Annotated in this window: 18 protein-coding genes; 15 read left to right on the top strand and 3 right to left on the bottom strand. The window is 54.4% G+C overall.

Annotated features, from left to right (window positions below; genetic code table 11):
- Positions 1 to 92 (top strand): EF-Tu C-terminal domain-related protein (locus tag ACR0DX_RS20420; protein WP_480495899.1); only part of this gene is annotated, 92 nt, incomplete at its 5' end.
- 704 nt (positions 93 to 796) lie between these two features.
- Positions 797 to 2,086, top strand: a complete 1,290-nt coding sequence (locus ACR0DX_RS20425; RefSeq protein WP_170527811.1) for a hypothetical protein — start codon at positions 797 to 799, stop codon at positions 2,084 to 2,086.
- Positions 2,087 to 2,389: 303 nt separating this feature from the next.
- Here ACR0DX_RS20425 and ACR0DX_RS20430 read toward each other — a convergent pair whose 3' ends face one another.
- On the bottom strand, positions 2,390 to 3,055 hold the full coding sequence (locus ACR0DX_RS20430) for a YrbL family protein (protein WP_170353651.1): 666 nt from the start codon (positions 3,053 to 3,055) through the stop codon (positions 2,390 to 2,392).
- Positions 3,056 to 3,582: 527 nt separating this feature from the next.
- Between ACR0DX_RS20430 and ACR0DX_RS20435 the strand changes: the two genes are divergently transcribed.
- The 6 genes from ACR0DX_RS20435 (at position 3,583) to ACR0DX_RS20460 (ending at position 7,309) form a co-directional block, all read left to right on the top strand.
- A complete protein-coding gene (locus tag ACR0DX_RS20435) occupies positions 3,583 to 3,762 on the top strand; it encodes a hypothetical protein (RefSeq protein ID WP_170356692.1) in 180 nt (59 codons plus the stop codon).
- A gap of 380 nt (positions 3,763 to 4,142) precedes the next feature.
- Positions 4,143 to 4,457: a 30S ribosomal protein S10 gene (rpsJ, locus tag ACR0DX_RS20440; protein WP_008756422.1), complete on the top strand. Its 315-nt coding sequence runs from the start codon at positions 4,143 to 4,145 to the stop codon at positions 4,455 to 4,457.
- An 18-nt stretch (positions 4,458 to 4,475) separates the two neighbouring features.
- Positions 4,476 to 5,201, top strand: coding sequence for a 50S ribosomal protein L3 (gene rplC / locus ACR0DX_RS20445; RefSeq protein WP_170356691.1), 726 nt, complete (start codon positions 4,476 to 4,478; stop codon positions 5,199 to 5,201).
- On the top strand, positions 5,198 to 5,815 hold the full coding sequence (gene rplD, locus ACR0DX_RS20450; protein WP_008756644.1) for a 50S ribosomal protein L4: 618 nt from the start codon (positions 5,198 to 5,200) through the stop codon (positions 5,813 to 5,815). The genes rplC and rplD overlap by 4 nt, the downstream gene beginning before the upstream one ends.
- Entirely contained in the window at positions 5,812 to 6,108 is a 297-nt protein-coding gene (locus ACR0DX_RS20455; protein WP_008757532.1) for a 50S ribosomal protein L23, read from the top strand. The genes rplD and ACR0DX_RS20455 overlap by 4 nt, the downstream gene beginning before the upstream one ends.
- A 166-nt stretch (positions 6,109 to 6,274) precedes the next feature.
- The gene (locus ACR0DX_RS20460; RefSeq protein WP_480847210.1) at positions 6,275 to 7,309 is read left to right on the top strand and encodes a fatty acid desaturase; all 1,035 of its coding nucleotides are present in this window, start codon (positions 6,275 to 6,277) and stop codon (positions 7,307 to 7,309) included.
- 299 nt (positions 7,310 to 7,608) lie between these two features.
- On the opposite strand, the gene ACR0DX_RS20465 is transcribed toward ACR0DX_RS20460, so the two are convergent.
- Positions 7,609 to 8,349 (bottom strand): heparin lyase I family protein, encoded by a 741-nt coding sequence (locus tag ACR0DX_RS20465; RefSeq protein ID WP_170356689.1) that lies wholly within the window; start codon positions 8,347 to 8,349, stop codon positions 7,609 to 7,611.
- Between the two features lie 364 nt (positions 8,350 to 8,713).
- Here ACR0DX_RS20465 and rplB point away from each other — a divergent pair, with 364 nt between their 5' ends.
- The 7 genes from rplB to ACR0DX_RS20500 all read left to right on the top strand — a co-directional run bounded on the left by rplB (position 8,714) and on the right by ACR0DX_RS20500 (position 12,722).
- Positions 8,714 to 9,556 carry a 50S ribosomal protein L2 gene (rplB, locus tag ACR0DX_RS20470; RefSeq protein ID WP_170356688.1) on the top strand — a complete coding sequence of 281 codons (843 nt, stop codon included), beginning with the start codon at positions 8,714 to 8,716 and terminating at the stop codon, positions 9,554 to 9,556.
- Between the two features lie 3 nt (positions 9,557 to 9,559).
- Complete coding sequence (gene rpsS / locus ACR0DX_RS20475) at positions 9,560 to 9,838, top strand: 30S ribosomal protein S19 (RefSeq protein WP_005980699.1); 279 nt, start codon at positions 9,560 to 9,562, stop codon at positions 9,836 to 9,838.
- A gap of 3 nt (positions 9,839 to 9,841) precedes the next feature.
- Positions 9,842 to 10,222, top strand: a complete 381-nt coding sequence (gene rplV / locus ACR0DX_RS20480; protein WP_039538267.1) for a 50S ribosomal protein L22 — start codon at positions 9,842 to 9,844, stop codon at positions 10,220 to 10,222.
- Complete coding sequence (gene rpsC, locus ACR0DX_RS20485) at positions 10,222 to 10,932, top strand: 30S ribosomal protein S3 (protein ID WP_170356687.1); 711 nt, start codon at positions 10,222 to 10,224, stop codon at positions 10,930 to 10,932. The genes rplV and rpsC overlap by 1 nt, the downstream gene beginning before the upstream one ends.
- Before the next feature lie 12 nt (positions 10,933 to 10,944).
- On the top strand, positions 10,945 to 11,358 hold the full coding sequence (rplP, locus tag ACR0DX_RS20490) for a 50S ribosomal protein L16 (RefSeq protein ID WP_058283513.1): 414 nt from the start codon (positions 10,945 to 10,947) through the stop codon (positions 11,356 to 11,358).
- Between the two features lie 154 nt (positions 11,359 to 11,512).
- Positions 11,513 to 12,061, top strand: coding sequence for an amino acid synthesis family protein (locus tag ACR0DX_RS20495; RefSeq protein ID WP_170356686.1), 549 nt, complete (start codon positions 11,513 to 11,515; stop codon positions 12,059 to 12,061).
- A gap of 40 nt (positions 12,062 to 12,101) precedes the next feature.
- Entirely contained in the window at positions 12,102 to 12,722 is a 621-nt protein-coding gene (locus tag ACR0DX_RS20500) for a 2OG-Fe(II) oxygenase family protein (RefSeq protein ID WP_170356685.1), read from the top strand.
- 24 nt (positions 12,723 to 12,746) lie between these two features.
- On the opposite strand, the gene ACR0DX_RS20505 is transcribed toward ACR0DX_RS20500, so the two are convergent.
- Positions 12,747 to 13,670: a response regulator gene (locus tag ACR0DX_RS20505; protein ID WP_170356684.1), complete on the bottom strand. Its 924-nt coding sequence runs from the start codon at positions 13,668 to 13,670 to the stop codon at positions 12,747 to 12,749.
- Positions 13,671 to 14,039: the final 369 nt, after the last annotated feature.

Consider the following 14,039-nt stretch of genomic DNA (forward strand, 5'->3'; position numbering starts at 1 on the left):
CGCCGATCGCGATGGAGCAGGGCCTGCGCTTCGCGATCCGCGAAGGCGGCCGCACCGTCGGCGCCGGTGTTGTGTCGAAAATCACTGAGTAGGGCGCGCTTGCCGCGCCTGGTTGCGGCAGGCGATTTTCCAGGGGAAAATCTGCCGAGAGCAACTCGGGTGAATTAAAGAAGGCCGTCCCAAAAGCAAGCCACTATAGGTAAATGTTGACGAGCTATCGACCAGCAGCTAACCTGCTGGTCGTTTTCGTTTAGAAATAAGAGCTTGTGACATGCCGGACCCCAAGAAAGCTTCGCAAAAATCTGCGAACAAAATGAGAACTCGGCTTCCTCGCCTGCCTGGCGGCTTCTCAGTCAATTTTTGCCGCAATCCACTTTGTGACCTTTACGGCGTATTACCTGACCCACGAGATGGGCGCGGCCGACCAGCTAACCCTGGTTCGAACTTGGCGCGGGGCAAGGTCTCCGGGTCTGGAGGTGAGCGCACCTATATTTGCCCAAGTTGCGGACGGTCTAGCATCCTCAAATCCAACAAGGCATTGGCGGAAGAATACGCAAGGCTCTCCCGCCTGAATAGAAGAACAAAACGTGAAAGTTGTCCGAGTGTTGCATGTATCAATCATGGAGCGACCGTTGGGCTCATGCCGAGCCGGTATCGAAAGTTTGGTAAGACGGCCAAAGGAGATCCAAGATATCAGTGCAAAGCGTGTAAGAAGACCTTTTCGATTGGTCGCTCGACGAGGCGACATAAGCGTAGTGACCTAAATGGTAAAGTCTTTAGATCGCTGGTTAATGGCGTGACGCTTTCAGCTATCTCACGAGTACTCGATACATCACTTCCGGAAGTCTATTCGAAGATCGACTTCATCCACGAGCAATGCCAAGCCTTTGCGGCAGATCGGGAGAAGCGACTGCCCGAAGTATTTGAAGGGGATAGTCCTCACTTCGCCACGGACACACAAATCCTTCAGGTGAACTGGCCCGACAGAGGTATTCGTAAACTTGTAGAAGTGCGCCACATGTGCACCGTCCACAGCGACAGCAAGTATGTCATTGCGTCTACAACAGATGTTGATCCTGACGTTCACCCGCTTGCCGTCGAAAAGGCGATGGATATTGTCGGAGACAAAGAAAAGCCTCGTTCTATGCGGGAGAACGCTCGGATTTGGTTTGCCAGTGAGTACATCGAGTACATTTGCAAGCGACACAAGGCGACCAACCCAAAATCAAGTAGGTGGCACCGTAACAAAAAGCCAAGAGAACTTGATGACGATATCAGGCTCCTTGAGATGGCCGCTAGGGTTCGACAAGACGCGGCCGAGTTTGCACATATCATGCTGCTCAAGAAGAAGATCGGTCGGAAGTATCGACTGCTGAACTTTTCAGTTGACCGCGATACGGGTGTCTCTTCAGCCTTTTTGGCTGTGTTCAAAAATGAAGTGCAGAAGAGATTGGTGCGGATTGCAGACGTCACCATGGCAAAGAATGAAAGCCATCCGCGACGCCTGGGGTTTGTGGCTGATGGTAACAAGGAATTAGAGCGCGTGGAGTATTTGATGCGTCAGGCAGGGTACTTGCCTGGAGACGGTGATCAGGCTGTCTCCAGACCACAGGACGGCGCCATGGAGTACCTTTTGGAAGCCTCCTTTGGCAATGTGGCGCTCTCCGACATCAGGGCGCTCCTAATGGATCATACCGGTCAGTCTGAATCGGCCGGCATTCACTATCCGTTCCACTTCATCAACGAGCCGCATAAGCGGGTGATTTTCCGCACTGACCCAACACGATTAGATTTTGCCCAGATGGCACAGTTCGCAGTTCGGGCGGGAACGCATCCGGTGGACATGTATCACGCTCGGGCACGGACCAAGGTCATGGGATTTGAGCGTGGTTTGTCAACCTCGGGCCGCAAAAGCCTGTGGTACTACAAGCAGTACTACAATCCGGTCATGGTCATGAAGCTGGTGGATATCCTGAGGTTTGCCCATAACTACACCGACCTCATGGTAAAAGAACACAAGAGCCCAGCTATGAAACTCGGTATTGCAAAGGGCTTTGTGTATGATCGGGATCTCTTCAGTTTCTGAACTCGGCAAGCAAAAAAAACGCCGTTCGTTTTTGCGTTACGCTAAGGCTGCTCTGCGGACTTAACAGTCATTAGTACCGAGTTACCGGAAATAGTATTCCGCCTAAAGTAGCAAAGCAATTGGCGAAATATTCATCCTCGACATTCGGAATTTTGAGTATGACTTCGATGTCGGCTTAGTCCGCAACAAAACATCTCCCTACGAATATTGCGGCCAGTTATTGCGCTGGAAGGCGATACGCGGAGTTGTCTGAGTGCTCACACTGAAGCTACCTCGCGCGTCGGGGTCATATGCAAGCCACGGTCACACAAAATGTGAATTTCCACTTGCTTCGTTACTTCGCGCCAGAGCTGCTTCTGCTTGACCGACAACAGAATCACGCACCTTGTTCAAACCGCGAGTGTTTGACCATTTCAACCACTTTCGCAGTGGAACAAGCTGTTTGCAGCCAAAACTGTCTATCCAGACAAACCTGCCCAAGCCATCTCCTTGCGTTTGGAATACGATGTTCTCAAGGTTCTTGTTGCTAATCACGACGTGGTTTTCCATCAACGCATCAAAAAAATCTTTAAGCAATTTCAAGTGCAGGGTATTTAAGCGACCCGCTCGGATAATGTCACCGAGGGTCGGTGACAAATTACCATCAGGATCTGAAATGCGCTCGTACACCAGTCCTAGACCTAAATCAGTTGGCATCGTTCCATGCACTTCGCAAATTGGCAGTAGCGCGCCGGGTTCTTGTTTGCGAGCTTTTAGTTCCAAATACTCGCGAAACTCGCGCAGAAAACCATTGTACATGGTGGCACGGCGAAAGCGGCGTTCGATCCAACTGACGTCCGGGAGTTGTCCATGTGCGTCGTACGTGCCCGGCTGCGGCAACTTCACCAGAAGGGACGGTTCGTTCGGGTGTTCATAGATATGCTGACGATTGCCCTGGGCAATCACAGGCTTATTGCTCAGCGTCAGCATGCTGCACCTCATAGCTCAGTGTTTTGCAAGTGCGTATGACGGTTTTATGACAGAAGTAAAGAACCGTCCTCAAAGTAAAATACTGCGTTTTTTGTTTCCAGCGGCGAGATGGCTGCTAGCCAATGAAGTGGCGGACTTGCCCGTTCTTGACGTCCACTTGGGGCTCGAAGCGGTCCTTCGCTGCACCAAAATCGAACGTCTGATAGTTGGCGGCAATTTTCGAACTTCTCAATCTGAGCACAAAAGGAAAGAGGCTGAACTCTCAACCTCTTTCAACATTTACCTATAGGGCCTTGGTCCCAAAAGGGGCGGCCTTTTTCGTTTTTGGCGAAGCATTTCCGAGGTGAATCTGAATGTGTTCGAAGGGAGCAAATGCTTAGAATGCCCGCCGTCGCCCAAGAACTGAAACGGATTGAGGCTTCTTAATCCTACGTCCACCTCACGCAAAGACAGGAAACCCACATATGAAATGAAACAAAAAGTGGGGCGTGTATCTAGCGAACCGCTGAAGTAACCAGGAGGAAATCATGTTTGGTTTTGAATTCTTGAACTATGGAACGCAAATCCTTCACAGCAAGGATTTGGAGGACATGCGCACCGCCATACTTGGAGGCGACGATCAGGAAATCGAGTGTGATAACAGCGACTTTTGCCGCGAGCGTAAGCGGTTCAAAGTCACGCTTGCGGAGTTGCCTAACAGAGCCTGACGCGTAAACGCGCGGCTAAAATAACTACCGTCAAGCTTCGTGCTAGTCGTTGCGTGGGGTGAAATCCATCAAGTGTCATTTTGGTTTTCTTAGGCTCAATGATTGTCGCGCGCGGGCTGTTTAGCTCATTCGTAGTCCTGCTGCGCACTATCGTTGCGAAGTTCAATCTAAAGACTGGTTTTTGGCGCCGGCTCCTGTCGCCCTTTTAGGTCCAACAAGGCCAACAAACCCCTTGCCAAACCCCACCAACCCAACTAATACGCGCGAGTTCTCGATAAGAACGTCAAGGCGGGGTGATTCCCGCCTTTTGGGTTCGAAGAGGGTTGGCGATGCGCGTCTGTCCTCCTCTCAACCTCAACGCCTGATAAAAGGCTGTATCTATGCAAAGCCAAAACATCCGTATTCGGCTGAAGGCATTTGACTATCGCGTTCTGGATGCCAGCACGCAAGAGATCGTCAACACTGCCAAGCGGACCGGCGCTAACGTGCGCGGCCCGATCCCGCTGCCGAACAAGATTGAGAAGTTCACGGTTCTCCGTGGCCCTCACGTTGACAAGAAATCCCGCGACCAGTTCGAGATCCGTACGCACAAGCGTCTGCTCGACATCGTTGATCCGACCCCCCAGACCGTTGACGCGCTGATGAAGCTCGACCTCGCTGCTGGTGTGGACGTCGAGATCAAGCTGCAGTCGTAAGATCGGAGGGTATAGATTATGCGCTCTGGTATTATCGCAAAAAAAGTTGGCATGACCCGCCTGTTCATGGAAGACGGCAAGCAGATCCCTGTGACCGTTCTTCACCTGGACAACTTGCAGGTTGTTGCCCAGCGTACCGCTGACAAAGACGGCTACACCGCCGTTCAGCTGGGTGCTGGTGCTGCCAAAGCAAAACGCACCTCGAAAGCTATGCGCGGTCACTATGCTGCTGCAAAGGTCGAGCCCAAGCGTAAGCTGGCCGAGTTCCGTGTGTCGGAAGATGGCCTGATCGAAGTGGGTGCCGAGATTTCGGCAGAACACTTCCTGGAAGGTCAGAAAGTTGACGTTTCGGGCACCTCGATCGGTAAAGGCTTTGCCGGTGCGATGAAGCGTTGGAACTTTGGTGGTCTGCGCGCCTCGCACGGTGTTTCGATCAGCCACCGTTCGCACGGTTCGACCGGTCAGTGTCAGGATCCGGGCAAGGTTTTCAAAGGCAAGAAGATGGCCGGTCACATGGGTGCTGCCCGTGTTACCACCCAGAACCTGGAAGTCGTCAAAACCGACGCCGACCGGAACCTGGTCTTCATCAAAGGCGCCGTTCCCGGACCGAAATCGGGCTGGGTCACCGTCAAGGACGCCGTGAAGAAGAAAGCACCGGAAGGCCTGCCTTTCCCGGCTGCTGTGAAATCGGCTGCAACCGAAGCACCTGCGGAAGAAGCTCCCGCGGAAGGTGGTGAAGCATGAAACTTGATGTAATCAAACTGGACGGCGGCAAAGCCGGCGACATCGAGCTGAACGCCGATCTGTTCGGTCTCGAGCCGCGCGCGGACATTCTGCACCGTGTGGTCCGTTGGCAGCGCAACAACGCGCAGGCCGGCACCCACAAGGTCAAGACCCGCTCGGAAACCAGCTACTCGACCAAGAAGATCTATCGCCAAAAGGGCACCGGTGGCGCACGCCACGGTGACCGCAACGCGCCGATCTTCCGTGGTGGTGGTATCTACAAAGGCCCCGTCGTACGCTCGCACGGCCACGACCTGCCCAAGAAGTTCCGCAAGCTTGGCCTGCGCCATGCTCTGTCGGCCAAAGCCAAAGCAGGTGAACTGGTTGTGATCGAGAACGCCGAAGCCGAAGGCAAGACCGCCGCTCTGGCCAAACAGGTTGCAAACCTGGGCTGGAAACGTGCTCTGGTCATCGACGGCGCGACCGTGAACGAAGGGTTCCTGAAAGCGTCCAAGAACATCGAAGGTCTGGATATCCTGCCGTCGATGGGCGCAAACGTCTATGACATCCTCAAGCGTGACACTCTGGTGCTCACCAAAGCGGCTGTCGAAGCACTGGAGGCTCGTCTGAAATGAGCGCGAAGGCAGAACACTACGACGTGATCCGCAAGCCGATCATTACTGAGAAGTCGACCATGGCGTCCGAGAACGGCGCGGTTGTCTTTGAAGTGGCGATCGACAGCAACAAGCCGCAGATCAAAGAGGCCGTTGAGGCGCTGTTTGGTGTGAAGGTCAAAGCGGTGAACACCACCGTGACCAAAGGCAAGGTCAAGCGGTTCCGCGGCCAGCTGGGTCGTCGGAAAGACGTCAAAAAAGCATATGTGACCCTGGAAGAGGGTAACACCATCGACGTATCTACCGGTCTCTGATCGGAACGGTCTATGGAAAGAATGGAAGACCCCCGCGAAAGCGGGGGTTTTTTTGTATGGCGGCGACACATAAATTTGACCTCGGATTAAAAGGCCAATTGCATAAATCGCTTGCGACGCCGGGTCAGAAGGTTATCCGGTTGAAGATAGAAAACACGGCAGGCGCATGACACATTCCATCAAACCGAATCCGGGCAATCCGCAAGTGACCGCAGCGCGGGATTGGGTGTCGACACTGGCCAAATATCGAGAGCCGAACCAGTTGCGTAGCGCGTTCGAGCTTGGCGTCAGCATCGTGCCATTTATTGCCTTATGGGCGCTGTCGTGGATGTCACTGTCGATCAGCTACTGGCTGGCTTTTGCCATTGCAGTTCTCAACGCAGCCTTTCTGCTGCGTCTGTTTGCGATCCAGCATGATTGTGGACACGGGGCGTTCTTCAGCAACCGGATGCTCAGCGACTGGACCGGTCGGGTGATCGGTGTACTGACCCTGACGCCTTATGATGTCTGGCGTCGTACGCATTCTACCCATCACAACAGCGCGGGTAATCTGGACAAGCGCGGGATGGGCGATATCCACACTCTGACCGTGGCAGAGTATCTGGCTTTGACGCCTCTAAACCGGTTTTGGTATCGGGTCTACCGCCACCCGGTCACCTTGTTTGGCTTAGGGCCCGGCTACCTGTTTCTGCTGCAGAACCGCCTACCGCTTGGCCTAACGGGTCTCCTGAAATTCTGGATCAGTGCCATGGCCACCAATCTGGCAATCCTTCTGGCTCTGCTGGCCATATACTATTTCGGCGGTGTGATGCCGTTGCTACTGATCTTCCTGCCATCGACCCTGCTGGCCGCGATAGCGGGTGTCTGGCTGTTTTACGTGCAGCACCAGTTCGAAGAGACGCAATGGGATCCCGATAAGGACTGGCAATTGCACGAGGCCGCCCTCCACGGCAGTTCGCACTACATTCTGCCAACCGTATTGCAGTGGTTCAGCGCCAATATCGGCATCCACCATGTGCACCATCTGTACAGTCGCATCCCGTTCTACCGCCTGACCGAAGTGTTGCGCGATCATGATGAGCTGGCCAACAGCAACCGGATGACCATCCGCGAAAGCCTCGCCAATGCGCGGTTGCACTTGTGGGACGAAAAGAGCCGTCGCCTGTTGTCCTTCGCCGAGGCGCGGGCGCTTTATGGGTAAGGGGCATGTCGCTTCTGACCTGACTTACCCATACAAAGCTATGACACGCGCTGAAGACTGCCCGTGGGATGGCACTGCAACGGTCGATCAGGGCGCTTTATGGTGCCAATACATCCGAACTTTTAGCGAGGCGCAAATGTCCCCAAAGCGCTAGCCCGCCGGGACGGGCAGTCGCTGGCGCGGCGACCTTCTGCCGCGTTCCGCGCTTGGTTAAACAAATTTTTTCAGCCAAAATGTTGCAGCGGTATCGGATGCTACTTCTATTTTGGCCCCGGTGGTACAGACTGCCGCCGAGGGTACTAGTTGGCTATGCGCTCCACACTATATCTACGAACATATAAGTTGATAGTTTCTAATCGTGAAGGATCGACGTTGTTAAGATGTGACCGGTAGATGCCAAAGTTAGGTAATGGGTCGCCGATATCAGGACCAGTGAAGCCATCGTGACGTGCAATGGTCCTGCCATCCAGTTTAACGTCTGCAAAACCGTCACGCTGGGCACTCCACTTAACGATTACTTCCAGAGCGTGCCATCTGTTCGGGCTCACTGGTTTGCCTGAGCGAACTTCGCGAACCTTTCCATCCTGAAATTCGAAATCTACTTTTGGACCCTGGCTCCGATAGTTTTTTGGTATCTCGACAGTGAGGTAAGGATTGAACCCAACCCCTCGCTTGTCACGGGGCTTGAGTTGAAAAAAAATAAACTTGGCTTCGAGCTGCCCATTTGGATCATCTATGTTTGGAAGCATGAATTGAAGTTTATAAATTACAGTTCCGCGTGCGCTACTAGAGTAATCTCTAAGCTCTTCGCGCTGGCGACCAGAAGCTTCCGCGGCGATTTCGCTTTCTCTACCCTTCGGGGTCAATGTGAAATGCCACGCTTTCTCACCCTCGATTCGAACACGGCGGCTTTTTCCAACGGAATTGGATACTCGCTTAATCGTTTGGCGGATTTCTTGGGCAGAAGCAAAAAGTGGAAACTGTCCAGCCAAACCAACTGCGCCTAAACAAACCGCCTTAATGAAAACCCTGCGATCCATAAATAATTCCTCCTGAAAAATATCAATTCGTCATTTAGAAACCCAAAATCAGATCTGGCAACCTATTCCTTGAAGGTGCTCCCTCTTCAGCCCGATTCTTTAGGGCATGACTAAACAGAGAAACTTAGGCGCGCTTTAGTCCACATTGCGATCTGTGCCTGCAGCCTAAGACTTGAACAAGATTCCCCTATAGACACCCACCCCCAACACTGCTAAACGCTCCCAATCTTGCGGCCTCGGATTCGTTCCGGGGCCTCTGATATTTGTAACCGGGGACCTTCGGGGCCCTATACCCTTGGCACCTACGGGGGCCTATCACATAGCAGGGAAACCCCCTGCACTTGCTAAACGGAAGACAGAAAGCATGGCACTCAAGTCGTACAAGCCGACGACGCCGGGCCAGCGCGGGCTGGTGCTGATCGACCGTTCGGAGCTTTGGAAAGGACGTCCGGTCAAGTCTCTCACAGAGGGTTTGACTAAATCGGGCGGCCGGAACAACACCGGACGGATCACTTCACGCCGCCGCGGCGGTGGCGCAAAGCGTCTCTACCGGATCGTTGACTTCAAACGTAATAAATTTGATGTCGCGGCAACCGTCGAGCGGATCGAATATGACCCGAACCGGACCGCATTCATCGCACTGGTAAAATACGAAGACGGCGAGCAGGCATATATCCTGGCTCCGCAGCGTCTGGCTGTTGGTGACAAAGTCATCGCGTCGGCAAAAGCCGACATCAAGCCGGGCAACGCAATGCCGTTCTCGGGCATGCCGATCGGTACCATCGTCCACAACATCGAGATGAAGCCCGGCAAAGGCGGTCAGATCGCACGTGCGGCCGGTACTTACGCTCAGTTCGTTGGTCGCGATGGCGGCTACGCTCAGATCCGTCTGAGCTCGGGCGAGCTGCGCATGGTCCGTCAGGAATGCATGGCCACCGTTGGTGCCGTGTCCAACCCCGACAACAGCAACCAAAACCTCGGTAAAGCCGGTCGTATGCGCCACAAAGGCGTGCGTCCGTCGGTTCGTGGTGTTGCAATGAACCCGATCGATCACCCGCACGGTGGTGGTGAAGGTCGTACCTCGGGTGGCCGTACACCGGTTACACCTTGGGGTAAGGACACCAAGGGTAAGCGTACCCGCAACAAGAACAAAGCGTCCCAGAAGCTGATCATCCGCTCGCGGCACGCCAAGAAGAAGGGACGTTAATCCATGTCTCGCTCTGTTTGGAAGGGTCCTTTCGTCGATGCTTACGTGCTGAAAAAAGCCGAAGCAGCGCGCGAGTCGGGCCGCAACGAAGTCATCAAAATCTGGTCGCGTCGTTCCACCATTCTGCCCCAGTTCGTGGGTCTGACATTTGGTGTGTACAACGGTCAGAAACATATCCCCGTCAACGTCTCGGAAGACATGATCGGTCAGAAGTTCGGTGAATACTCGCCGACCCGTACCTATTATGGCCACGCCGCAGACAAAAAAGCGAAGCGGAAGTAAGTCATGGGCAAGGAAAAGAACCCCCGCCGCGTGGCTGAAAACGAAGCAATGGCGAAAACGCGCATGCTTCGCACCAGCCCGCAGAAACTGAACCTGGTTGCGCAAATGATCCGCGGCAAGAAAGTTGAGAAGGCTCTGACCGACCTGACTTTCAGCAACAAGCGTGTCGCGCAGGACGTCAAGAAGTGCCTGCAATCCGCAATCGCGAATGCCGAAAACAACCACAACCTGGATGTTGACGAACTGATCGTCGCCGAAGCATGGGTTGGCAAGAACCTGGTCATGAAGCGCGGTCGTCCGCGTGCCCGTGGTCGTTTCGGCAAGATCATGAAGCCGTTCTCGGAGATCACCATCAAGGTGCGTCAAGTTGAGGAGCAAGCCTAATGGGTCATAAAGTAAATCCGATCGGCATGCGCCTGCAGGTCAACCGCACCTGGGACAGCCGCTGGTACGCCGACACCAAGGACTACGGTGATCTTCTGCTGGAAGACCTCAAGATCCGTGAGTTCATCAACAAAGAGTGCAAGCAGGCCGGTATCGCCCGTGTGATCATCGAACGTCCGCACAAAAAGTGCCGCGTTACGATCCACACAGCACGTCCGGGTGTCATCATCGGCAAGAAAGGCGCGGACATTGAAGTTCTGCGCAAGAAGATCGCCCTGATGACAGACAGCGAACTGCACCTGAACATCGTCGAAGTGCGCAAGCCCGAGCTTGACGCGCAGCTGGTTGCCGAGTCCATCGCTCAGCAGCTGGAACGTCGTGTTTCGTTCCGTCGCGCAATGAAGCGGTCGGTTCAGAATGCCATGCGCATGGGCGCCCTGGGTATCCGGGTGAACGTCGCTGGTCGTCTGGGCGGCGCTGAAATCGCACGGACCGAGTGGTACCGCGAAGGCCGCGTGCCTCTGCACACTCTGCGTGCCGACATCGATTACGCACATGCCGAAGCGATGACCCCCTACGGGATCATCGGGATCAAGGTCTGGATCTTCAAAGGTGAGATCATGGAACACGATCCGCAGGCACGTGACCGTAAAGCACAGGAACTCCAGGACGGCCCTGCACCTCGTGGTGCTGGTGGCGGTCGTCGCTAAGGAGGGAAAGATATGCTTCAACCAAAGCGTACTAAATTCCGCAAGATGCACAAAGGCCGGATCAAGGGTCTCGCCAAAGGCGGCTCTGATCTGAACTTTGGCACCTACGGCCTGAAAGCTCTTGAGCCTGAGCGTGTAACTGCACGCCAAATCGAAGCTGCACGTCGTGCCATGACACGTCATATGAAGCGTCAGGGCCGTGTTTGGATCCGCATCTTCCCCGACACTCCGGTCACTGCAAAGCCGATCGAAGTTCGTATGGGTAAAGGTAAAGGTTCGGTCGACCGCTGGGCATGCAAAGTCAAGCCTGGCCGCGTGATGTTCGAGATCGACGGCGTCAATGACGACATCGCCCGCGAGGCCCTGCGCCTGGCTGCGATGAAGCTGCCGATCAAGACCCGCGTCGTGGTTCGCGAAGACTGGTAAGCGATCGGGGCTTAGGCCCTGTTCGTGACAAGATTGACCCCCGTCGGGAAACCGACGGGGGTTTTCTGTTGCGCTTGTGAAATTAAGGGCCGTAAAAACCGTCGACCTCGTCTCACTGCGCCCCTAGGCTGCCCGGTAGAAATGGGAGGGCCCTATGGTTCAGTTGCGCAAAAAAATGTTCGTCAAGGAAATCATAACCACCGATCAGTTGGGCCAGCCATGCGATCCGATCAGCCGAGTTGCTGCGCTGGCGGTGTTCACGAACCCTCTGGCCAGCTGTCAGGCGGATGACCTTTCAGAGTTGTTTGAGATTGGCGCGCTTCTTGGCCCGGACCTCGCTTCCGAAGCGATATCCCAACTGGACGGTGCTCCGGTATCCTACGGCAAGGCAACGATCATCGGCATAAACGGCGATCTTGAACAGGGCGGGGCGGTGATCCATCCCAAGCTTGGCGCGCCCATGCGCGCGGCAGCTGGCGGAGGAGACGCCGTGATCCCTTCGAACGCCAAGCTGGGCGCGCCGGGTTGCGCGATTGATCTGCCGCTGGGGCACAAGGACAACCCTTGGTCGTTCGACCATTTCGACACGATGACGTTGAACATCCCGGACGCACCTAAACCGGATGAGATCGTTCTGTGCCTCGCCTATGCCGATGGCGGTCGCCCGATTCCACGCTGTGGCAAAGGGCCCGTCAAAGGCTAATCGACTGGCCTTGCCGAAAACACTGGGGTATGCCCGGCCCATGGCACAGATTGAATCACTCTTCGTAACCCGTCTCTACCGCGCGTCCCTCTCCGAGTTCGATCCGAAGATCGACGCCCAGGAATTGGAAAGCTCATGCCTTGTCATCGCCGAGGATGATGAGGCCGGACAGGAATGGTGTGAAGAAAACGGCTATCCCGGCTACACCAGTTACGCCTCGCTGACCGATTTGCCGTGGCGGTTTCCGATGTTCGCCGATTTGGTCGCTGCGCTGGACCAGCACGTCGCCGCCTTTGCCAAGGATCTGGAGTTCGATCTGGGCGAGGGCGCGCTGAAGCTGGAAGACCTGTGGATCAACATCCTGCCCGAGGGCGGAATGCATTCCAGCCACCTGCATCCGCACAGCGTAATCTCGGGCACGACCTATGTTTCCATGCCCGAAGGGGCGAGTGCGCTGAAACTGGAAGACCCCCGCTCGGGCCGCATGATGGCTGCGCCGACGCGGGTCAAAGGCGGGCGGCGGGATTTGCAGCCATTTATCTATATGAAGCCGCAAGTCGGGGACGTGCTGCTTTGGGAAAGCTGGCTGCGCCACGAAGTGCCAATAAACATGGCCGAAGAAGAACGCATCAGCGTCAGCTTCAACTACAAGTGGGAATAACGTCGAAAGCGTGACATCCCACGCTTATTGAAAAAGGGGCTCATCTGATTGAGCGGCTGTTTTCAGTTCTCCGATCATACGGTCGACGAACGCCACTTGGGTGTGGGGCGACAAAAAGGTTTTGCGGCCAATTCCGATGACGTCAAATTCAACGTGCACGGGGCTGCCGTCCCGGAACACCAACCCGGTTTCCAAAATCTGACGGCGGATATTGTCTGAAACGTTGACGATGGAATCAACGTAATGTCCATGAGTGGCGATACCGAAGATTCCCCGTCCGAAATAGGTGATCATCGGCGCATGATCGCAAAGTGCGTCTGAGATGCACTCAGCGATATCGGTCACTTCGTCAATAAATTCCTGTGATGTGCATCTTTCGTAGATGGACGCGATATTTGTAACTGTCAGGATTTGCAGCTTGGTCGCCCGGAACTTCAGCCTGCCAAGATGCGTCAGGTAGTTTTCAAAAGAATGTACTTTTAGAACCCCATCTACATCGTCGATTGTTATTGCGTCGCTGAGGGCAACGGCTTTGGTCATGTTTTGCGAAGTCGTGTCAAGTCGTTCAACACGCGCCGATGACTGCAATGCGTGCTTGACGCGTAGTTGCAGGTCATCGAAGTCCACCGGCTTGTTTACATAATCTGTCGCCCCTGCGGCAAAGGCATCGTCAACATGTTTCTTGTCCGACATCGCAGTGACCATGATGATCGGCGCGTAACGATAGTCAGGCAAAGATCGAATCCGGCGGCATAGCTCGACCCCGGTCATTTTGGGCATTTGAATGTCCAGAAGGAACAAATCAAACGGACGGTCAGCGTGAGCGATTTTTTCCAAGCCCTGAATCGCGGACGATGCTGTCTCTACAGTGAAACTTCCATTCGAAGCCAGCTCAAGCGAAAGCACCTTCAAGATGTCCATATCGTCGTCGACTAAAAGAACTCTCATTGCAAACCTCCTGTATGGTTGGCGGTCTTAGGCTGAACTCAAATTTTGTTAATTCTATGTGGTCACAAATGGATGCGACGCTGAATGCTGTTTTGAAAGTTGGTGCAACTTAAAGTGTTATTGCTTCAAGATGGTACCGTCAAAATTGCCGGACTGAAAAGATGTATTTTAGGCATAGCGCCTGCCATTGCGGATTTTCTTATCACTATCGGGTGAAAAGGCCATGCATATCGCCATCGCGACAGACTGGGTGAGTGGGAGAATGAGCTTTCCCTTGCAAGCTATCCGCTAATACCTTGCGCGGCAGCATACTGCGGTCTCTTGGTGTTATCATGCATCCGCTATGTCCAAGGTGGCATGCTCAGGGGT

It is taken from the genome of Ruegeria sp. D3, assembly GCF_056534465.1.